Here is a 20503-nt window from a genome sequence, read left to right on the forward strand (position 1 = left end):
CGGTCGTTCCCGGCGCAGGCGCTCGCCCTTCCAGGCATCGGCGTTTCAACCTGCGCGAGGTACAGGCGCGACCTGATGTCTCAGCACCATGTTGTGATCCGACCAGCTTCCTCCGGCCTCGGCATCCAGCTCGCGCCCGCGTGCCGGCTGAGAGCGGCGACGACGGTGTGCGCGGCCGCCGGCTCCGGGGGTGCGGGAGGGCCCCGGAGCGCGCTTACGACCCCGCCGGAGACCCCCGGCCGGGTTTTTCCGGGCGAGTCGGGGCTGCTTTCCGCCGCCGGTTTCCCGGCCCTGATCGTGCCGCGGCGACCCGTTGGGGCGGTCAGGGGCGAGGGGGCCGACGCCCTTCGGGAACTCCGTCCCCGTGGCCTGAACAAGGCTGACGGATAGGTGAGTTGACGTAAGGTGGTGGCCTTCCGGCGGAGGGGGGCCGACGGTGACCGCCGTCCACGACGACGACGTGCTCGCCCGGGCCGTCGTGCGGATCCGCGACGGCGACGGCGACGTGGTGGGGGCAGGGTTCCTCGTCGACGCCGATGTCGTGTCCACCTGCGCCCACGTCGTCGCCGCCGCGGCCGGACTGTCCGAGACCCCCGACGCGGCCCCCGACGCCCCCGTACGTCTGGACTTCCCGATGCTCCGCGACCAGGACACCGGCGCGCTGCGCATCGCCCGCGCCGTCGTCGTCGCCTGGCGCCGGATCAACGACGACGACACCGGTGACGTCGCCCTGCTCCGCCTGGACCGCCCCGTCGAGGGCAGCCGGCCGGTACCGCTGGTGGACGGCACTCGAGTGTGGGAACACCCGTTCCGCACCATCGGGTTCCCCGCCCAGGCTCCCCACGGCGTCTGGACGCTCGGCACGCTCCGCGGCCCGCAGGGCGCCGGCTGGCTGCAGATGGAGACGGCGGCCGGGGAGCCCCGGATCTCCCCGGGGTTCAGCGGTTCCCCCGTTTGGGACGACGAACAGCGCGGGGTCGTCGGCATGACGGTGGCCGCCGAGCGTGCCGCCGGCGCCACCACCGCCTACCTGATCCCCTCGGCGTCGCTCATGGACGAGCGGGTGCTGCGGCCCCGCTGCCCGTTCCGGGGCCTGGCCGCCTTCACCGAGGCCGACGCCGACCTGTTCCACGGCCGCGCCGAGGAGACGCGGCAGCTGCGCGAGGCCGTCGCCGGCCATCCGCTGACGCTGGTCGTCGGCCCCTCCGGCTCCGGCAAGTCCTCGCTGGTGCGGGCCGGCCTGCTGCCCCGGCTGATGGCTGACGGGCTGACGGTCTCCGAGCTGCGGGCCCTGCCCGGGGCGGCCCCGGCCGCTGCGCTGGCCCGGGCGCTCGTGCCGGTGCTGGAACCCGGGCTCGGCGAGGTCGGCGGGCTCCGGGCGGCCGTCGACCTCGCCGGGCTGCTGTCCGAGGACTCGGCGGGCGCGTTGCGGGCCCGACTGCTCGCGCACGCCGGACCAGGAGGGCACGTACTCTTCGTCGATCAACTGGAGGAGTACGCCGGGGCCCGCCCCGACGACGCCCGGACCCTGCTGCGGCTCCTCGTGGCCCTGGTATCGGACCAGCCGCCCCCTTCCGGCCTGCCGCCGGTTTCCGGCGCCGCCCCGCCGCCCGGCTCCGGTGCGCCCGCCGTCCGGTCTTCCCCCATCGGCCAAGTGCTCCGCGTCGTGGCGACCGCCCGGCCCGAGTCCCTCGACGCCCTGGTCACCTCCGATACCGCCGACCTGCTCAGTGGCGGCGCCACGCGGTTCCTGGCCCCGCTCTCCGCCGCCGGGCTGCACCAGGCCGTCACCGCCCCCGTCGAGACCGTCCCCGGCCTCTGGTTCGAGGCCGGCCTGCCCGAACGGATCGTCGCCGACGCGGCGGACGAACCCGGCCGCATGCCGCTGGTGGAGTTCGCCCTGACCCGGCTCTGGGAGCAGCGGGACCGGTCGATGCTCACGCACGCCGTCTACGACCGGCTCGGCGGCGTGGCGGGAGCCCTGGTCGGCTACGCCGAGGAGGCCCTGAGCACGCGCCTGGCCGAGGGCGAGGAGTACCTCGCGCGGCGGCTGTTCGCCCAGACCGTACGTCCGGCCGACGGCGGCGGGTTCACGCGCCGCCCCGCCCCCACGGCGGACCTCGACCCCGCCCTGCGGGACCTCGCCCACCGGCTCGGCCCCACCAAGCTGCTCGTCCTCGGCCGGGGCCCCGACGGCGCGGAGACCGTCGAACTCGCCCACGAGGCCCTTGCCACCCTGTGGCCCCGGCTCGGCCGCTGGCTGGCCGAGTCCCGGGACTTCCGCCACTGGCAGGAGCAGCTGCGCCGGGACCTCCAGCGCTGGCAGGGCCAGGGCCGTGAACCCGGCGCGCTGCTGCGCGGCGGCATCCTCGCCACCGCCTCGGACTGGCTGGAGCGGCGGCCCGAGGACATTCCCGACGGCGAGCGCGCGTACATCCGCCAGAGCGAGCGCCACCTGCGGCGCGGCGCCCGCCGCTGGCGAACGGTGGCCGCCTGCCTGACCGTCCTCACCCTGCTCGCGGCCGGCCTGGCAGTGGCCGTCCAGCGGCGCGGCGCGGCGGTCGAGGCCCAACTGCGCACCAGCGCCTCTCGGGTGCTCGCCGACCTCTCGCACCGCCACGAGGCCGGCGAGCTCTCGCTGTCCCTCCAGTTCGCGATGGCCGCCTGGCGCACCGGCGACACCGCGGAGGCGTACGGGGCGCTGCTGCGCCAGTATCCCCGCGGCCAGCGGCTCACGGCCAGTCACACCGGCTTGTGGTCCGGCCGGTTCCTCGGCATGCGGACCACCCCGGACGGCCGCACCAGCGTGGTGCGCACCTCCGGCCCCACCGGGAAGCAGACCTTCACCGTGGTCACCGGCCTGCGGGAGAACCAGCCGCGGCACCGGGAGCTGCGGAACGTCCCCGCAGCCGTGGCCGACGCCAACTACAGCGCCCTCAGCCCCGACGGCCGCAGCTACGCCCTGGCCGGGTCGGATGGCAGCGTGTGGGTGTGGGACCTCACCGTCGACGGGCCGCCCCGCGCCCTGCCGTCCCAGGACGCGCAGGGCCGGAAAGTGAACGGAGCCACCCTCGACTTCAGCGGCGACGGGCGCCGGCTGCTGCGGATGCTCCGTTTCTACGACGCCACCGGTGCCCGGGGCGAATTCGACCGCTACGCCGCGCTCTCCGCCTGGGAGCTGTCCACCGGGCAGCGCCTTGACACGCCCCGCGACCTGGTGCCCGGGGATCCCCGGGACGTCGCCTTCACCGCCGACTCCGGCCAGGTGGTGTTCACCGCGCAGTACGACCCTCCGAAGACCGGACAGACGGTGATCCGGGATCTGCTGACGGGCCGCCAGGTCCATGCCTTCGAGCAGGGACGGGACCTCACGGTGATCGCCGGCGGGGGAGAACTGATCGCCGAGGAGAGACGCTCGGACCCGTCACGGGAGTTCGCCACGCAGGTTTTCCCGGCCACCGCCGCGCCCGGTCCGGGGACGACGCTCCCCACCCCCTCGCAGGGCGTGAGCACCTTGGACGACCGGATGGACACGACCCGTGAATACGCCGTCTTCACGCAGGCCCCCACCCGTGGCAAGGGCTACGTGGAGCTCACCCTGATGGCCCTGCGCACCGGCAAGGCGTACCGCACCCGCACACCGGTCCTCGGGAACGACACGCCGCTCACCGTCATACCCGCCGACGACGGCCGCGTCACCGTCCTCGTCCCGGCGGCGGACTCGCTGCTGATGGCCGGGGCCGCGCCGGTGGAAAGGGTGGACCGGGTCGGCCAGCCCACCGACGGGGCCAACGGCGCGCTCTCCCCGGACGGGACGCTGGTCGCGCGGATCGACGAGAAGTCCCGGGAGGTGATCACGATGGCCAGCGGAACGGCCCGGAAGGTGCCCCGGGACGCCACCATCGGGAATCCGTCCCCGCCGATCTGGACCGCGGACTCCCAGTGGGTGGTCCTGGAGCGGGGCCGGGACGCGGCCCCGGTGGCGTACCGGGCGGCCGATCCGACCCACCGCGTGGACCTGGTGTGGGAGGCGGGCGCCGACGAGCCCGGCAGGCGGGGCGTGGAGGCGATCGAGCCCGTCGGCGGCAGCGAGCTCGCGGTCCTCACGCGGGACGGCCGGCTGATCCTGGTCGACGCCGCCACCGGCCGGCAGGCCGGGCCACCGGTCCGGACGGTCCCCAAGGGCGAGGCGGAGAAGACGGACCCGTTCGCCGCCTACGGGCAGTTGCGCGCCCGCCCCGGGCACCCGAACGAGATCGCCGTGACGGGCGGCGGGACCGCCGTCGGCACCGTGGAGATCTGGAACATACGGACCCGTACCCGCCTGCGCGCCTTCGCCGTGGGGGCCACCCTCAAAACCCGCTTCGCGGCCTCGGATCCCGCCCCGCTGCAGTTCAGCCCCGACGGCAACCGGCTGGTGACGGCCCATACGGACGGATTCCTGCGCCAATGGGAGGTGCCGGGCGGCGCCCCCGCCGGCCGCGTGCTCGCCGCAGGCGGCGCCGACGTCGTCGAGCTGGTCGGCTTCGGGGCGAACGACACGCTCATCACCTTCGGACGGGACTACGAGATGCAGTTCTGGGACCTCGGCAGCGGACTGCTGCTCGCCAGTCACCCGGTGCCGTCCGACCTCGGCTTCACGTTGCGCGGAGAGCGGCTGCTCATCGCCGGTGACGGCTGGTACCAGGACCTGGACCTGCGGCCGCGGGAGATGATGAGGAGCCTCTGCGCCGCGGCGGGCCGGGACTACACCCCGGCCGAGCGCGCGCTGCTGCCCTCCGGCACTCCCGGCACCCCACCGTGCGAGGGCCTCCCCGGGTGAGGCGACCCGGGGGGCGGCAGGGGCGTCAGCGTAAGCCTCAGCTGCCGTCCCGCACCGCCGCGAGGCACCGGTCGTAGAGGTCCGCGAGGTCGGGCCGTCCGTCGTGCCGGATCCCGGAGCCCGGTCGTCGCCGCAGGCGAAGACGGTCGCGACGTCTTCATTGCCAACGATCGGGCTGGTGCGGCCCTGAGGAGTGGGAGCCGTCCGTGTGACACCGATCGGACCGCTGGGCGCCATCCAGGCGCAGCGTGGGCAGGGCCGGCCCTGCACCTCGTACGCCGCCCGGGGCGCCCCGTGGCTCGGCGTGTGGTCCTGTTGGTCCGGACAGCCGACCCCCACGGCACGGCCCGCGTCAACCGCGCCCACCCTGTGTTCGGGTGGCCCTGTCCCACGGCGTCGGGCGGCCACGCGCGGCCAGCCGTTCCCTCCGGGAGGAGAAACCCATGCACCCTCTCCGCACACGCGGCGCGGCGGCCCTCGGCACGCTGCTCGCCACGGTGGCCCTCGGCTCCCTCGCCCCCGCATCCTCGTCCGCCGTGCCGCAGCCGGACGCACTGGTGGTCCCCTCGGCCGCCTACCCGACCGTCCAGTCCGCCGTCGACGCCGCGCAGCCCGGGGGCCGCATCACCCTCCGCGCCGGTGTCTACCGCGAGCAGGTGACGATCCACAAGAACCTCACCCTCACGGGCGCGGGGGCCGGGAAGAGCACCATCCTCGCCCCCGAGCAGCTGGTGACGGGCCCCGACGGCCTCAACTCGATCGTCTACCTCGACAACGCGGCGCGTGTGAAGATCTCCCGGCTCTCCGTGAGCGGGCCGGGCTCCGGTACCTGCGACGAGGGCGCGCTCGGAGCCGGCATCCGGGTCCGGGACGGAGCACACCTGGACCTGAGCCATACGGCGGTGTCCCACATCAAGGACACCCCCATGGCCCCGTGCTTCCACAGCGCCAACGCCGTCCTCATCGGCGACTTCCCCTCCGGCGCGGGGTCGGCGGACGTCCGGGACTCCAGGATCACGGACTACCAGGGCTCGGGCATCGTCGCGCTCGGCGCGGAGTCGAACGCCACTGTGCTCCGTAACGTCGTCACCGGCCAGAAGAGCATCTCCACGGACGGCATCGAGTTCGTCGAGGCCACCGGCAGGGCCGAGCAGAACCTCGTCAGTGACAACTCCTGCCGCGAGCCGGATCCGGGCTGCGGCACCGACTTCTTCAGCGACATCCAACACGCCGGCATCCTGGCCAACACGGGGGTCGCCGTCACCAGGAACAGGCTCGTCGGCAACCAGCTCGGCATCTACGCCTTCGGTACGGTGGAGACCAGCCACAACACGATCCGCGACAGCGGCTACTTCGGGATCGCCTTCCAAGACGGCACGTTCACCGCGGTCAAGGACACCATCCGGGGCGGCGCGAACGGCGTCGCGGCCATCGCGGGGGAAACCGACACCACCGTACGGCTGGACCGGGTGGGGATCGCGAACGTCTCGGGAGACCGGATCCGGACCTTCGAGGACAACGGCCACACCGCGACGGTGACCACCGCGCCATAAAGCCCGCCCGGAAGCGGGGGCGCGGGCCGCACCTGTTCGGCCGGGCGACACCGGCTTGTCGCCGGTGTGACGCCTGCCAGTCCTCCCCGGTCGTTGAGAACTGGGTTACGTGGGGCGAGAAGCAACACCGGTCGTTTGCTTCCAAGGATCCCCCTCACGGGGATCCAGGGAACGCTTATGGTCCTGTGTTCGGGCGATGAGCGCGGTTGCTGCGTTCCCGTGGTGCCACCCCACGGCCAGATACCAGGTGCCCGGTCGAAGCCCGAACTCCCGACCGTGATTTTCGGCCCTGCTCCGGTCACTTCGGCAGATCGGCGGCGAGGAAGGGAGCAAGGAGCGCGAGCAACGCGTCGGGGCGGTCCAGGGGGATGATGTGGCCGCAGTCCTGGAGATGGTGTCCGACCAGGTCATCGGCGATGGGCCGGAGTTGGCGTTCGAGCCCGGTGCCGACGGGGTGAGAGCCGATGGCCATAGTGGGCATGGTCAGCCGAGCCGTCGCGACTGCGTCCTGGATCTGCTGCGCGCTGGTGGGCAGGGCCCGGTAATAGGAGAACGCGCAGCGCAGGGCCTCACCCCTGCTGTACGCGTGGACGAAGGCCGCACGGATATCGGCGGGTACTCCTCGCCCGAGCGTCCCCGAGTCGAGGAACCAGTCGACGTACGGGGCCTCGTTGCCGGCCAGGACCGTCTCGGCGAGGCCGGGGACGGCGTGGAAGCCGAACCACCACGGGGCACCGCCCGCGACGACGTCCTCTGCTCCGGGCAGGCGGCCGAGCAGTGCCTCCATCACCACCAGCCGCCGGACGAGGCCGGGTCGGCGCAGCGCGAGCAGGACGGCGGGGGCAGCGCCCGCGTCGATGCCGACCACCGCTGCCGAGGGCTCGCCGAGTGCGTCGAGCAGCCCTTCGGCGTCGGCGGCGAGGGTGCCTGCGTCGCTACCCTCGACGGTGCGTGCACTGGCACCGAAGCCTCGAAGGTCCGGGGCGATGACCCGGTACTGCCCGGCCAGTCGGCCCATGATGCCGCTCCAGAGTTGCCAGGTGTGCGGGAAGCCGTGCAGCAGGAGAACCGCAGGTCCGTCCCCGGCGATTGCGACGTTGAGTTGGACGCCGTTCGTCGCGATGCGGCGCAGGTGGTGTGCGGTGGTGACGGTCATGACGGCTCCTCCTGAGTGGTTACCATTGGTGACCACAGAACGATAGGTAACTGACCAACCGCTTCCTAGACGGCACTTTCAGGGAAGGTGGTGAGCCACAGGTGACCACCCGAGGAGCCCGGGCCGCCGGTCACGGGGTACACGGCGATCTGTTCGATCCCCATTGCCCGACGCGGCAGTTGCTGGACCGCATCGGTACGAAGTGGACGTCCATGGCCGTCAAGACGCTCGCCGATGCCGCACCGGACGAGGTGCGCTTCGCGGAGCTGAGACGCCGGATGCCCGGTGTGTCGCAGAAGATGCTGTCCGTGACGCTGCGAAGCCTGACCCGCGACGGGCTGGTGGCGCGCCGCGTCGAACCCACCGTGCCGCCGCGGGTCTTCTACCGACTCACCGGACTCGGGCTGTCCCTGGAAGCCGCGCTTGCGGGGCTGCGGACCTGGGCGGAGGAGCACATGGCCGAGATCGACCGCGCCAACGAAGCCGCTGCCCAGGAGGCCGATGAGGGGTAGGCAGGCCGATTCCGCGCTCAGTACTGGTGGCTGGGGTACGTCGACGCGATGGTGTTGGGCACGTCGTTCCCCTTCGACGGGCAGGGCACGGCGACGGCCGCGCACGCGATGAAGCGGTACTTCGGGCTGCCGGGCGAGAACGGAGATGGAGGGGATGTCGCCGACGCAGTGGCTGGCGGCAAAGGAACTGGTGAAGGACGACGGGGAGATGGTGTTCGAGAACGGCATCTCCCGGTTCTGCCCGAAGCACCAAGATCCTGAAGTCGGCCGTCGAGGGCACCTATCTGCGGTGGGTCGAGTGGGGGCTGACCGGTTTTCCTGCGCCAGCCGTTATAGATGCTCGTCGATGACGGCGCGCTGGCCAAGACCAGCTGGGCCCGATCCACCGTTGTCCGGCGCATCGTGGTCTGAACCGGCCGATTGTGGATGCGGCGATCCCTCACTCCGAGCGTAGGGTGATCATCCGGTGATGGAAGGGAAGAGAATTTCGTGAACGTGAGCCGTGCCATCAACCGTTGGGCATCTTGCGCGCTGCTCCTGATGGGATCCGTCGTGGCCTGCAGCCCGCAGCCCGACGGATCGACGGACACGTCCGCGAAGCCTGCGCGCGCGGTGTTTGACCCGCCGGCGAAATTCGACGCCAAGGCCGGCGTGCCGATGCCCAAAGCTGTCACCGCCGGGCTCCTCACCCCCAAGGGCAAAGACCTGGGACTGCTGAGGAATCCGGTGGAGCTCTACAAGGACAGGGTCTACGTGGCGACCCAGGAGAGCCTGCTGGCCGTCGACACCACCAACGGTGCGGTAACCGCCATCACCCCAGAAGCGACACCGGTGACGGATCCGCAGGACAGCAACGGCTTCTTCACGTTCGACCACCCGGTGTCCATTGCGGAAGGCTCCTCCCCACTGGCTCTTGCCGCGTTCCTCGTCAAGCAGCCCGCGGCGGGGACGCACGCCGAGCGGGTCTTCGTGGAGTTCACCGCGGTGAATGCCGCCAGCGCACAGGTCGCATGGCGGCTTCCGTTGAACATCCCCGAATGGGCGAAGGACGCACCGAACCCGTTGAGCGTTCGCGTCGCCGGGAGCTCGGGCCGTGTGGCCCTTGTGACGGTCGGCGCCTTCAAGCCCGCTGGCCGTACCACCTACGCCATCGACCTGGTGGACCGGCGGGTGCTGTGGACACGCGACTTGTTCGAGGCGAAGAAGATCGTGAACGGCGCATTGGTGGGCATCACGAAGGACGCGATCGACAGTCAGTACGAAGCTGCTGCCGGATACGACCTGTACACGGGAGAGCAGCGCTGGCGTGGGGAGGACAGCGAGTATCCGGGCGTGGGCACGGGAGGACCCCAACTCGTCAACGTCGGCGGGCGAAGCAGGGCGGGTGTCGAATTCCATCGGCTGGTCGACCCGAAGACCGGAGTGGTCCAAAAGGAACTCCCGGACATTGGTCCCGCCGACTGCGAGTTCGACGGCATCAGTACCCTCGTCTGCTTCCGGAACTGGCAGGGCCTTTCGGTATGGGCCTTCGACACCTCCAACGGTGAGCTCCGGTGGACACTGCCGGACAAGGCCGCCAACCGGATCGCGCCCACGGTGACCGCCGTGTGGCACGGACGGATCTACGGCAGAACCGACGGCGGCGGCCCACTGGCACTGGACGCCCGCACCGGCGAAGACCTCCCCACGCCCCCCGGCGTCGCGCCCTACGCGGTCAACGAGTACGTCGGCCTGGCACTCAAGGGAACGGATGCAATGGCCTACCCTGCCATCGGGTGACCGGGGTCGGCGAGGGGGCTGCCCCATCGGGCTGCCGGGAACCGGGCACGAGCCGCGGGAAGAACCTCGCCCTAACCGTACCCAGGGCGGCTCGTCTCTGGGTGGTCTCGCCATGAACACACGAGTGATTCAGCGGATTCCGTACCCAAGTGGATCCAGCTGGAGGCCCACGGAGCGGACGGCTTCTATCTCGGCAAGGACCTGGACAACCCCCATCACGCCGACCAACTGCGTCGCCGCCGACCAACTGCGTCGCCGCCAACAAGGAAGACAGTGACCAACCTGAGCGCCCTGATCCGTCTCTGCCCTCCGCCGCGTACCAAGCCCGATCCCATCGACTGGAACCCTGTGGAAACCCAACTCGGCATGCAGCTGCCCGACGACTACAAGCTGCTCGCCTCGACTTATGGGCCGGGCCGCTTTGGCGACTACATCGGAATCCATCATCCGCATGGCGTGACGCCGTACTCCAGCCTGACCGGTCCAACGCCTTCTCGTGTCCGTGCATACCTGCAGGACGACTACGACGACGGCACCTACCCCGTTCCCTACGACCCCCGCCACCTGTTCGTTATCGGATCCACCGACAACGGCGAGTACCTGTTCTGGATCACCGAACCCGAGGACTCACCCGACACCTGGCGCATCGCGGTCAACGAAGCACGAGGCCCCCTATGGTTCACGTATGACGGAGCCCTCACCGCCTTCCTGACCTCAGTCCTCAGCGGAACAACTGACGTCCCACAGTTCCCCGACGGCCTGCTGGACCAACCTGTCGAGTTCGTTCCCGCGGTACACCTGTTCTACGAGATCCGACAGACCCCTTCCAGGGAATCAATCGACACGGAGACCATCCGAGACTGGGCCCGCACAAACGGCTTCCAAATCCCCCCGCGGGGCCGACTCACCCGAGAAGTGCGCGAAGCATGGGAGCAGAGCCACCCCGCCTGAGCTCGACGCATATCCGCGGAGGCCACGGGCTGGATGCGCCTTGTCTGCCAGACTGCCCCGGCATACAGGTAGCGGAGGTCTGCGAGGGATTGCAAAGCCCCAGGTCTCTGCCCACCTCGTGGCGGCCCGCTGGTTCTTCGAGCCGGGCGGTCGGACGGGTGGGTGGGGGTGGGTTTCGGCGCACGCGCTGGTGAGCAGCCTTCGTCGGGAGATTCCTGAACTCGCGCCAGGCGCGGGCGGGCGAGGCGCAGCTAAGCCGCGCGTGCGTTGGCGGAGCGCCGATGGACGGTGCTCGCGCTGATCGGGGAGTACTGGGCTTCCCACCCCACACGGGCCGCCGGCCCGGACACCCAAACGACGGTGACGATCCGGCGGTCGGAAGATCTGGCCCCGACCTGTACGTCGAGCCCGTGACGGGACGCCGTCCGCGCGATCCGTTCCTTCAAGGCCTTGTGCTTGTCGCTCTCCTGTGGCGTGGCGACATGGGTCCTCGGGAGGTGCGCGGCCACCAAGGTCTGCCGGCCGCCGCGGCGTTGTCGGCGGACGAACTGGCAGACAGCGGGGGTTCCGGCGCGGTTCCCGGATCCCGCCGCCTCCCGCACGATGAGTTCGGTGGTCAAGCTGACAGCACCCCCGCGCACCCCGCGCCGGCTGGCCGCGCTGGTCCTCGGCCTGGCCGCCCTGCTGGCCGCGCCCGTGGCGCCGGCGGTGGCCGACGCGGCCGGTGCCGTGCAGCCCGCCGCCCCGATGGCCGGCACCGTGCTGGACAAGCCGATCGTGTTCGGCTCGTAGGACCACCTGATCGTCGACGGCCAGGGCATCCCACTGGCCGTCTCCCTGGCCGGCGGGAACGCAACGACGTCACCCAGCTCATGCTGCTGCTGCGGAGGATCCGACCTCAAACGGAGCCTTCCCGCGAGCAGCAAAGCCCGCACCCAGGGCCCAACTCGCCAGCGAGCACGACGGTTCTTCCACCGCCGTCAGCGCCAGCCGCACATCGTCCGCGGTTATTTCCACGGCCCGCACATTCGTTACAGCCTCGGAGAGAACCCTTTGAGTTTCTGATCAATATGCGAATGGCGGCTGCCCGATCACCTTGCGGGGAGTCGACCTGTGACGTCTTTCCACTTCTGGCGGGCTGCTTTGAGTCTGGCGAGTGCGGCTGCCTGCTCCGGGTCGAGCTGGTGCTGTTGTGTTATGTCGTGGAGCTCGGTGCGGACGGCGTCTTCCTGTGTGGTGTCGGCTTCAGCTTCGGCCAGTGCTGCCTGGGCTGCCTTCACGCGGTCTTCCAGGCTTGCCTGGAAGACCGCGTCAAGGCGTGCGGCGTTCGTGATGAGCGTGACGAAGGCGTGCACAGCGTTTTCCTCGTGCTCGCTTTGCGACAGCGGAACGTGATAGACGTGCCCGTCTGGCTCGGTCACGATCAGGTGGTGGCTTTTGGAGCCGTGATGGATCCGCACGGTGAGGCCGGCCAGTGGCAGCTCCTCATCCTCACCGATCGAGAGCGTGTGCTGGTGCAGGATCAGGGTGCCGAGATTGCCCACCACCGGACCGCTGCCAGGACTCTGGGCTTTGCGCAGGGCCTGTTCCGCTGCGGTGACGCGGCGACGGTGGGCGACCTGGGCGGAGCTGAGGCGGAGTTGGACGGCGGTCCGCTGGAACCATGCCCGAACGGCCCGGGCTGTGAGGCGCCGGCGGGCTTGTGCCAGTTCCCTGCGTTCGGGTGCGTAGATGCGGCTGAAGGCGGGACCCCAGCCCCCCGGGTAGCGGTAGCGGTGCCAGCCGACGAGTACCGCCACGACGATCAGCGCCCGCACCCCCCACTGCAAGACCTCCATCGTCTTCCCCCTTCCCCGTCGTCTGGGCCAGCTCTACTTGTAGCGCCCCGGCGCCGTCGGTGAGGTCTGTTTGCGAGAGGTCCGCAGGCCGGCGGCGAAGGTGAACCTCATGGGCGTCGGCAAGGGTGTCTCCCCGCACGAGCGAGTGTGCGGAGCGCTACTACGGTCGCCCCGACATCGCCTGGGTCCCCTTCAGCGACGCCCTCCCGTCGAGTACGGGTTCTTCTGGCCGAAGGCCGGCGAGACCACCCGGCCGCGCCTTCGTGGACACCGTCCACGAGCCGCGTTGAACGTGTTCAGAAAATCTGACAGCATGGCGTTTGGAAGGGCCTGCCAAAGCGGGGGACGTAGATCGGCCTGTCTTCGGCGCGAGTTGGCCATGAGATCCGGAGGTCGGTACGACATGATCATCGCCTTGCTCGTCTTCTTGTTCCTGGGCCTGATAGTGGCCGTCGCGCCGGGCCTGCTCGTCGGGTACGCCTTCGTCGCGGTCAGCGGCAAGCTGTCGCTCACGGCGAGGGTTTCGTGGCTGGTGGTCCTGGCGATGGGTACGGCGGCGCTGTGGCTGGGCCTGGGGGAACCCGCCAGCGTCCTGCTGCCGTTGGCCATGTTGATGTCGTTCCTCGCGACCCTCGCCTCGGGAGCCACATTTCTCGGGCTCGAAGCCCGCAAGCGGCGCGCACCCCGCTACCCCGCCCCGACGTGGCAGAGTTGGTAGCCGCCGCCCTTCGCCTCCGTACAAGGTGTGACTACCGAGCCCGGTCGACCTCAATGCGGCCGGGCTCACACATTGGGAGCTTTCGCGCCGCTGTTCAGGGCGATTCTCCTTTCGGTGTCCACGGCCTGGGCGGTATAGCGGGGCCTCCAGGTTCTGCGGGCTGTTGAGTTGGGGATGGAGTCCTGTTCGGATTGGACAGGTAGTGAGGATCAGTTGTCGGGTGAGACTTGCCTGGTCAGCGGGGTGGGTGTTCACAATGGTGCCCGGTGCCACGCCTGGAACGCCGACGGCAGTGCTTCTACCTGATCGCCGCATCCCGCACCGCGGACGAGGTGTACCGGGAGGGGTGCGCACCGGGATCCGGTGCGTGAGGCGAGTGCCTGTTCCGGCCCGGCGTGGGAGAGCCGCTACGTCTTGGAGTCTGGTCCACCCGCAGGTGGTGGCGGAGGTCAGCGCAGACCGGGCCGTGGACCGCGGCGGAATCTTCCGGCGCCCGCTGCGCTTCAAGCGCCTGCGCCTGGACGTCACGGCCGAGGACGTGCCCCGGCTCGGGGCGGGCCCGGCTGCGGCCCCAGGGGTGAGCGGTCCAGGGCGTGGCAGCTGCGAAGCGGCCCGAGCTGGGCTTGAGCGGCTTCCTACGGCGTGGGCGGGCATGCGGTGTAGGCGGCGGCGATGGTCCGCAGCGTGCCTGACCGTGTAACGAACCCCGGCGGGCGCATGGTGGGGTCATGGATGTGGACGCGGTGATCGCGGAGCTGTACGGGTTGCGGCCGGCGGAGTTCATCGCGGCCCGCGACGCGTACGCGGCCCAGGCCCGCCGGGACAAGGACGCCGCCGCCGCGCATCGCATCGCAGCACTTCGGAAACCGACTCTCGCCGTGTGGGCGGCGAACCTCCTTTCCCGCACCCACCCCCAAGAGGCCGAATCCCTGATCACGCTTGGCGGCGAGCTGTGGCACGCGCACCGCGGCCTCGACAGCGCCCAGCTGCGCACGCTCTCCCACCAGCAGCAACAGGTCGTCACCGCCCTCGCCCGCGAAGCAGCCGGCCTCGCCGCCGAAGCGGGAGAACGCATTGCCGACCCCGTCCTGAGACTCTGCGTAGAGTGCTCTGACCGGTGATGATGGACAACATGCATGGACGGAGAAGGTACGCGGCCACCCCTTGGGCCTATCCGCTGGATCAGCCGGTCCACCGTGATGAGTGAACCGCACGGTAGCGAGCACGTCGCGCATAGGGCTGCCTGGCTGTCATCGTGGGGGACCATGGTGTCGGCCATTGCCGCGGCGCTGGGCCTGGTGTTCACGGGAATCGTCACCTGGTTCAGCGTGAACGCCGCCCTCCAGCATTTGGAGCAGAATCGCCGGTCCCAGGCAGGCCGGATCGGCTTCTGGAACGAGAATATCGGTGGCCGCGATGCATTGGTTGTCGTGAACCGCTCACTCGATCCGGTCACCGGTGTCGACCTGGTCTTCAATGAGTCAACCCGGAGCAACTTCACCAAACGAGAGATCGTCGTCATCGGATTTGACGCGTTGCCACCGTGTACCCGCCTGACCTTTCCCCCAGGCTCCTTCGCCAAGGACCTCCGAGAATTCGATCTCCTTGTACGCGATTCGGAAGACGAGACGCCCTATGAGATCCAGTTCTACGATGCCGACGGCAGGCACTGGATCCGAAACGAAGACGGCCTCCACGCTGGCGACAGGATCAAGACCGATAAGGGCGCGCTTTACGGTTACCCGGAAACCGCCGCCGGTGGCGTAAAGCGCCAGCCAGCACAACATTGTGATGTGACGACGGGCATCGCGTAGCAGCCAGGTGCACACCTCGCAGCGCATGACGCTCTCCGGGCTACGGTGTCGGCGTACACGTGAACGTCCCCAACCGCGCACGGATGAAAAGGGGACAGTGCTTGATGCGGTGAGACGTGCTGCTCGGCACTCTGCTGCTTGGTCGGTGAGAGGCGGCGGGAGGCGGCCGGCAGTGGTCTTGGATCCGCAACGTTGGTTGGAACTGCGACGTTTCCGTGGCCTGTTGGAGGTCGGGGCGATCAGCCTGTCGGAGGTGGCCCCGGGAGACGGGGCTGGACCGGAAGACGGTCTTGGTGGCAACAGGCGAGCTGTGCAGGAGGCTCTGCCTTTACGCCCGTGCCACCGGAAGGCCGCCCGACCGGGAACGTTTGTTCGATCGCCAAGCGAATCTCTCGGTGCGGCAACGGCTATAAACGCCGAGGTCAGGCCAGGGGGGTCGTGGCCATTTGGCCTGGCACGATGATCGAGGCCACGGTGCCGGTCCGAGTACGCCCGATCCAGACCGGGGCCCCTCCTTCGGGGACGTCGAACGCGATGAGGTCGGCCTTGAACCCCTCGTTGCTGCTCTTCTCGAACCAGCCGTCGCACAGGTCCTCGGTGTCTCGGTCCGGGGCGGGCGTCGTTCCCCACGAGGCTGTGGCACGTCGGAAGTGGTGGAATGGCGCTGTCAGCGCTTCCCAGGCCTCGGCGTCGGCGATGGCTCCCGTGGCATCGCTGTCGGAGTTGAACCCAGCTGTCGCGACGCCTGCATCCCCGATGTCGTCGTTGACCCCTACACCCGCCTCCCAGACGACCACCGGGTCGTCACTGACGCGCAAGCGGGTGGCGGCACATTCCCGTCCGTCGAAGTACTCGCCGCCATGTTCGTACGGCGCCTCCGTCCAAGCAGCCTCGACGCGGTACGTGCCCGGGGGAATGCGGGCCACAATCTCGCGCCCATGCTCCTCGGACCATGGAGAGTCGACGATCAACCGACCGCTCGGGACACGGATCGTGGTGACTTCCTCCACCTCGACCACCTCGACAAAGGTCAGAGGGTCGTCGGCACGCACCCCAAGACGTGCGCCGGGCACGAAGACCGAGTCCAGGAACCCTGCCTCCTCCGGCCCTGCCGTCAACCGTGCATTCCCCACCCACGCCATCGCGCACCCCTGCATCTCCATCAACAACCGGCGTGGCCGACCATACGTGGTGCCACTGACACCCGACTGGGAACCCTCGTTCGACCGCCAAGCGAACCTCTCGGTACGACAACGGCTACTACCACACACGAGCTTGTTAGGCATGGGACCGTAAGAGGCTCTGGGCCACCGGCCAGGGCCACGATCACCGTCCGCGGTGGCGAACCTCTACATCCGGCATCCGGCACTTCCTGCGCTCATGAAGAGGCCCTTGCTGCGGGTACGGGCAGTGCCTGCCGTGGTCGAGCCACCCGCCCCCGCCGACGACCGGCGCAGACGTGGGTTCCGCAGCGCAGCCAGGAGGGTGGCGTGAACACCAATTCCGCTTGCCGTGCCGCCACGGCACTACGCCGGGACCTTGGCAAAGCGTTCAGGCGCATCTCCCGTACACGGCGGCCTTCACCTGCGGGGGCGTGGCAGGTGGAGGCCGTCACAACCCAGGGATATTCGCATGGGCAAACTTGCGTACTGGTGTGCGGAGGTCTGCGGTGCGTCAGATCCAGCCGTTGCGCGCCGCGTAGAGGGCCATCTGGAACCGCGTCACCGAGCCAGCGCGGGTATTCATCGCCTCGATGTGGCGAGACAGCGTGCGGCGGCTGACGCCGAGGAGTTCGGCGATGGTCTCGTCCGTGATTCCGGTGGCCAGCAGCTGCAGGATGCGCCGGTGGATCGGTTGCAGGCCACACGGGACGCGGTCGTTGAGGTGCATGGGCAACGCGGCGCGCCATGAAGTCTCGAAGAGGCCCGTCAGCGCCGACAGCAGACTGGATGGATGGACCATCAGCAAATAGTCCTTGACCTCGGACTCGACGAACGACATCGAGACGATGGCCAGTCGCTGGTCGTAGATGGTCAGTTTGACGGGGACCGTGGGCAGGACCCTGGCCTGCTCTCCCGCGGCAATGCAGGGCTGGATGTTGGCGTTGTAGTAGGCCGTGTTCTGGACCGCGGACTTGGAGTAGACGACCCGGTACTCGACGCCGATACCGAGTTTCTCGATCTCGATCGGATTGGCCGTGCCGTGCGTGTGGTACGGCGGGGAGTCGAAGCGTAGGACCTCGAACTCGACTGCCTCCTCGAGGTTCCAGATGCGTTCTGCGACATGCGGGCCCTTGACCACTTCGATCAGATCCTCCGTCCCCTGCGGGGTCACGGAACGTCGGTAGTCGCGATAGGCCTGCGTGGCCGCCAGATGGGCCCGGTGCACCTCGGCCGACCGGCTGTGTGCCATGGCCTTCAGTGCGATCGACGGCTCGATGGGCACGTGCTCGCCACCGTCCGTTCCCGTGGTGGTGATGAGGCCCAGCTTGCGCAGTTGTGCCAGGTCACTGTCGAGAGCCCGGCACTCGAAGAGGAGGTGACCGATCTCGTGACCGCGCCGATGGCGACCCATCCTCAGCGCCAGGTCTTCCGTCTCGCAGGGGCCCTCACCGAGCAGAGAGAGGTAGATCTCCGCCTGTATCCGGGTCAGACCCAGACGGCAGAACTGGCCCCGTATGTCTTCGTCCCCCATCGAACCCCCCGTGTGAGAAACAACGTCATGATCATCTTGGCATGTTGAGTGATGCGCCCGCAAAGAGATCGCCGGGCGCGCGCTCCATTCCGGCGTCCGTACGCGAGGGAGAAGCGGCGCCCGTCAAGGCCCCAGCTGCCGGTTCGAGGCTAGGGGGAAGACGCCGCCCCCGCGCCGGAACGGCCGGCGAGACCAATTCCACTTATCGCCCGAGCTCCCCGCGGATCGTGCTGCAGCTGACCGGAGCCCTCCACGCGGTCGCCGTCGACGTCCGCCACGGCGCCGACCGGCTCCCCGCCGATCACCCAGCCTGCGCCCTCGCCGAGTCCGACCGGGACCTGTCCGCCACCCCCCAACGGCACGGTCCGCTGCGCGCAGACCCGTGATCCCTCCTCCATGCCTTCTACGAGCGCCTGGACCGACTCACTGAGCCAGTCGCCGGCCCGCCCAGGCCCTGTGACCCGCCGCACACCCAGACGAGCCTTGAGGATCCCCGGGTGCCCAGCGCCGTACAGAACCCGGCCGGCCCACCGGGCCGACCGAGCACCACTCGACACCGAGAGGGGCACCATCATGAACACCACCGAAGTAGAGCTGCGCCGGTTCCTCACATCACCGGCCAGCGCCTCAAGAGCGGCCGCCTCAAGGGCGGCCAGTCCATGCCGAGATGTTCTCCCCGGCCGTGGAGGCAGCCTGGCACGAGCTGCTCGGCACGCCCGCGTGCGCGGCGCTGTGCCGAGAGACCGCCGGCCAGCCCATCCGCCACGTCGAGAACAACGGCTATGGTCCGATCGATCGGGTCGCCGCCCAGGAAGCTGCGGACGCGCTCCTGGCCATCTGGTTCACCGACGCCCACGGCACCGTCAACGAGCGGGCCCTCGCCCACTACCGCGAGACCGGCACCGTGGTCGCCGAGTGGGGCTGCGGCCCCGCCTGCGGCGACGGCGGCGAGGCCGCGCCCGACCAGCCAGAGACCACCCGCCGGTGAGCACCGGCGTCGATGCTGACCCGCGCCGTCGGCCCGGCCTCCGTGAGGCGTTCGGCCAGCCGCTTCCAGCCCGCGTCCAGACCCCGTTCGCATACATGTTCCGGGACGCTTCGTTCTGGCCCGTTCGGCAAGTGCGCCCACAGGGGCGCGGGTGGGGCCTATGGGTTCGAAGGGGATCGCGTGCAGTCGGCATCAGGGTGACTGCGGTTGTCGTAGTCCCTGGAGGAGTAGTTCGATCAATCGGCGGGGGTCGTAGCGGGGGTCGCTGTCGTGTCCGATGCAGAGGTTGCCGATCCCGCGCATCAGTTCGTAGGCGTGCGTCCTGGGCCGGATTTCGCCGGCGTCGACCGCGGCGCTGAGGAGTTGCGTGCAGACGGGGACCAGGCGGTCGAGGAGGTAGGTGTGGAGTGCGTCGAAGCCGCTGCTGTCCGACTGCAGCGCGCCTGCGAGTCCGTGCTTGGTGACCAGGAAGTCGACGAAGAGGTCGATCCACTGGCGGAGTGCTTCCATCGGTGAGCCGGCCTCGGCCAGTAGGTTCGGGCCGGCCTCGGCGCACGCCTCGACCTGGTGGCGGTAGATGCTCCCTGTCCCGACGCCCGCTCGGGCCGCGATCCGGCGGATCGGCGCGTCGACGCCGGAGGTCACGAACACCTCGGCGGCGGCGTCGAGCAGCGTCTGCTGATTGCGCACCGCGTCGGCCCGGTGACAGGGGCGAACTGCCGGTCATCCTCCTCTCGCACGGTCTCGGCTTCTCGAACAACCTCTCCTCGCTGAAGGGCTACGCGCCCCTCGCCAACTTCTGGGCTGCGCACGGCTTCGTCGTGATCCAGCCCACCCACCTGGACTCAAGGACGCTGAACCTGGATCCCCACGCCTCCGGCGCGACCCCGCACCGGCGCTCACGGGCCGAGGACATGAAGCACATCCTCGACCAGCTCGACGTCGTCGAGACCACGGTTCCGCAGCTCGCCGGGCGCCTGGACCGGCACGAGGTCGCCGTGGCCGGACACTCGATGGGAGGGCACACCGCGAGCCTGCTCCTTGGGAGGGCACACCGCGAGCCTGCTCCTTGGCGCCCGGCTCACTGATCCGAGCGACGGAACCGAAGTGAACCTGGCCGACCCCCGCATCAAGGCAGGAGGGCTGCTGGCCGCCCCTGGCCGAGGCGGCGACGCCCTCACCCAGTTCACGGTGGAGAACTACTCCTTCTTCCTGACCACCGACTTTTCCCAGATGAACACGCCCGCGCTCGTCGTCGCCGGCGACAAGGACGACTCCGCCTTCCTGACCGTCCAGGGTCCGGACTGGCACACCGACCCCTGCACCCTCGCCTCGGGCCCCAAGTCCCTGCTCACCCTGTTCGACGCGGAACACGGGCTCGGCGGAGTCTCCGGATACGACGTCGCCGAGACCACGGACGAGAACCCCGAACGGGTCGCCGCCCTCGCCCGGCTGACCTGGGCCTACCTGCGCAGCGAGCTCTACCCCGGGGACCCCGCCTGGCAGGCAGCCCGCGACGCGTTGACGGCCGGTTCCAACCCGCTCGGACGGGTCGAATCCAACTAGCTTCGTGCAGGCCGGCTCCACGAAATGGCCCCGCTTTCTGGCCCGTGAGCTCCCAGCCGAGCTGTCGCCGGCTCGCCTGATCAGGCGGCTTGGCCGTAGCCGTCTGGGGCGG

At 69.8% G+C, this 20503-nt stretch carries 17 protein-coding genes and 1 pseudogene; 12 read left to right on the forward strand and 6 right to left on the reverse strand.

Annotated features, from left to right (window positions below; genetic code table 11):
* Positions 1-436 precede the first annotated feature (436 nt).
* Complete coding sequence (locus ACZ4VL_RS27510; RefSeq protein WP_468204953.1) at positions 437-4822, forward strand: nSTAND1 domain-containing NTPase; 4386 nt, start codon at positions 437-439, stop codon at positions 4820-4822.
* 443 nt (positions 4823-5265) lie between these two features.
* Positions 5266-6375, forward strand: coding sequence for a right-handed parallel beta-helix repeat-containing protein (locus tag ACZ4VL_RS27515; protein WP_468204955.1), 1110 nt, complete (start codon positions 5266-5268; stop codon positions 6373-6375).
* 298 nt (positions 6376-6673) lie between these two features.
* On the opposite strand, the gene ACZ4VL_RS27520 is transcribed toward ACZ4VL_RS27515, so the two are convergent.
* Positions 6674-7531 carry an alpha/beta fold hydrolase gene (locus ACZ4VL_RS27520; protein WP_468204957.1) on the reverse strand — a complete coding sequence of 286 codons (858 nt, stop codon included), beginning with the start codon at positions 7529-7531 and terminating at the stop codon, positions 6674-6676.
* Positions 7532-7632: 101 nt separating this feature from the next.
* Between ACZ4VL_RS27520 and ACZ4VL_RS27525 the strand changes: the two genes are divergently transcribed.
* From ACZ4VL_RS27525 to ACZ4VL_RS27535, 3 genes are all read left to right on the forward strand, one after another.
* Positions 7633-8043, forward strand: a complete 411-nt coding sequence (locus ACZ4VL_RS27525; RefSeq protein WP_468204959.1) for a winged helix-turn-helix transcriptional regulator — start codon at positions 7633-7635, stop codon at positions 8041-8043.
* A 489-nt stretch (positions 8044-8532) separates the two neighbouring features.
* Positions 8533-9822 carry an outer membrane protein assembly factor BamB family protein gene (locus ACZ4VL_RS27530; protein WP_468204961.1) on the forward strand — a complete coding sequence of 430 codons (1290 nt, stop codon included), beginning with the start codon at positions 8533-8535 and terminating at the stop codon, positions 9820-9822.
* Between the two features lie 273 nt (positions 9823-10095).
* Positions 10096-10773, forward strand: coding sequence for an Lsr2 family DNA-binding protein (locus ACZ4VL_RS27535; RefSeq protein ID WP_468204962.1), 678 nt, complete (start codon positions 10096-10098; stop codon positions 10771-10773).
* 251 nt (positions 10774-11024) lie between these two features.
* Here the strand turns inward: ACZ4VL_RS27535 and ACZ4VL_RS27540 are convergent, their stop codons facing one another.
* Positions 11025-11393: a hypothetical protein gene (locus tag ACZ4VL_RS27540; RefSeq protein WP_468204964.1), complete on the reverse strand. Its 369-nt coding sequence runs from the start codon at positions 11391-11393 to the stop codon at positions 11025-11027.
* Here ACZ4VL_RS27540 and ACZ4VL_RS27545 point away from each other — a divergent pair.
* Entirely contained in the window at positions 11386-11565 is a 180-nt protein-coding gene (locus tag ACZ4VL_RS27545; protein WP_468204966.1) for a hypothetical protein, read from the forward strand. The genes ACZ4VL_RS27540 and ACZ4VL_RS27545 overlap by 8 nt on opposite strands.
* Positions 11566-11864: 299 nt before the next feature.
* On the opposite strand, the gene ACZ4VL_RS27550 is transcribed toward ACZ4VL_RS27545, so the two are convergent.
* Positions 11865-12611 (reverse strand): hypothetical protein, encoded by a 747-nt coding sequence (locus tag ACZ4VL_RS27550; RefSeq protein ID WP_468204968.1) that lies wholly within the window; start codon positions 12609-12611, stop codon positions 11865-11867.
* Between the two features lie 403 nt (positions 12612-13014).
* Between ACZ4VL_RS27550 and ACZ4VL_RS27555 the strand changes: the two genes are divergently transcribed.
* The 3 genes from ACZ4VL_RS27555 (at position 13015) to ACZ4VL_RS27565 (ending at position 15143) form a co-directional block, all read left to right on the forward strand.
* Positions 13015-13329, forward strand: a complete 315-nt coding sequence (locus ACZ4VL_RS27555; protein ID WP_468204970.1) for a hypothetical protein — start codon at positions 13015-13017, stop codon at positions 13327-13329.
* A 728-nt stretch (positions 13330-14057) separates the two neighbouring features.
* Complete coding sequence (locus ACZ4VL_RS27560; protein ID WP_468204972.1) at positions 14058-14450, forward strand: hypothetical protein; 393 nt, start codon at positions 14058-14060, stop codon at positions 14448-14450.
* A gap of 144 nt (positions 14451-14594) precedes the next feature.
* Positions 14595-15143: a hypothetical protein gene (locus ACZ4VL_RS27565; protein ID WP_468204974.1), complete on the forward strand. Its 549-nt coding sequence runs from the start codon at positions 14595-14597 to the stop codon at positions 15141-15143.
* Between the two features lie 422 nt (positions 15144-15565).
* Here the strand turns inward: ACZ4VL_RS27565 and ACZ4VL_RS27570 are convergent, their stop codons facing one another.
* The gene (locus tag ACZ4VL_RS27570) at positions 15566-16306 is read right to left on the reverse strand and encodes a DUF4241 domain-containing protein (protein ID WP_468204976.1); all 741 of its coding nucleotides are present in this window, start codon (positions 16304-16306) and stop codon (positions 15566-15568) included.
* 511 nt (positions 16307-16817) lie between these two features.
* Positions 16818-17837, reverse strand: a complete 1020-nt coding sequence (locus tag ACZ4VL_RS27575; protein ID WP_468204978.1) for a helix-turn-helix domain-containing protein — start codon at positions 17835-17837, stop codon at positions 16818-16820.
* A gap of 227 nt (positions 17838-18064) precedes the next feature.
* Here ACZ4VL_RS27575 and ACZ4VL_RS27580 point away from each other — a divergent pair, with 227 nt between their 5' ends.
* On the forward strand, positions 18065-18223 hold the full coding sequence (locus tag ACZ4VL_RS27580; RefSeq protein WP_468204980.1) for a hypothetical protein: 159 nt from the start codon (positions 18065-18067) through the stop codon (positions 18221-18223).
* Positions 18224-18504: 281 nt separating this feature from the next.
* Positions 18505-18825: a hypothetical protein gene (locus tag ACZ4VL_RS27585; RefSeq protein WP_468204981.1), complete on the forward strand. Its 321-nt coding sequence runs from the start codon at positions 18505-18507 to the stop codon at positions 18823-18825.
* 192 nt (positions 18826-19017) lie between these two features.
* Here the strand turns inward: ACZ4VL_RS27585 and ACZ4VL_RS27590 are convergent, their stop codons facing one another.
* The gene (locus tag ACZ4VL_RS27590; protein ID WP_468204982.1) at positions 19018-19515 is read right to left on the reverse strand and encodes a TetR/AcrR family transcriptional regulator; all 498 of its coding nucleotides are present in this window, start codon (positions 19513-19515) and stop codon (positions 19018-19020) included.
* 23 nt (positions 19516-19538) lie between these two features.
* Between ACZ4VL_RS27590 and ACZ4VL_RS27595 the strand changes: the two are divergent.
* Positions 19539-20391, forward strand: a pseudogene (locus tag ACZ4VL_RS27595) (alpha/beta hydrolase family protein); the annotation flags it as partial.
* Between the last annotated feature and the right edge of the window lie 112 nt (positions 20392-20503).

The organism is Streptomyces sp. NPDC029014 (assembly GCF_055564695.1).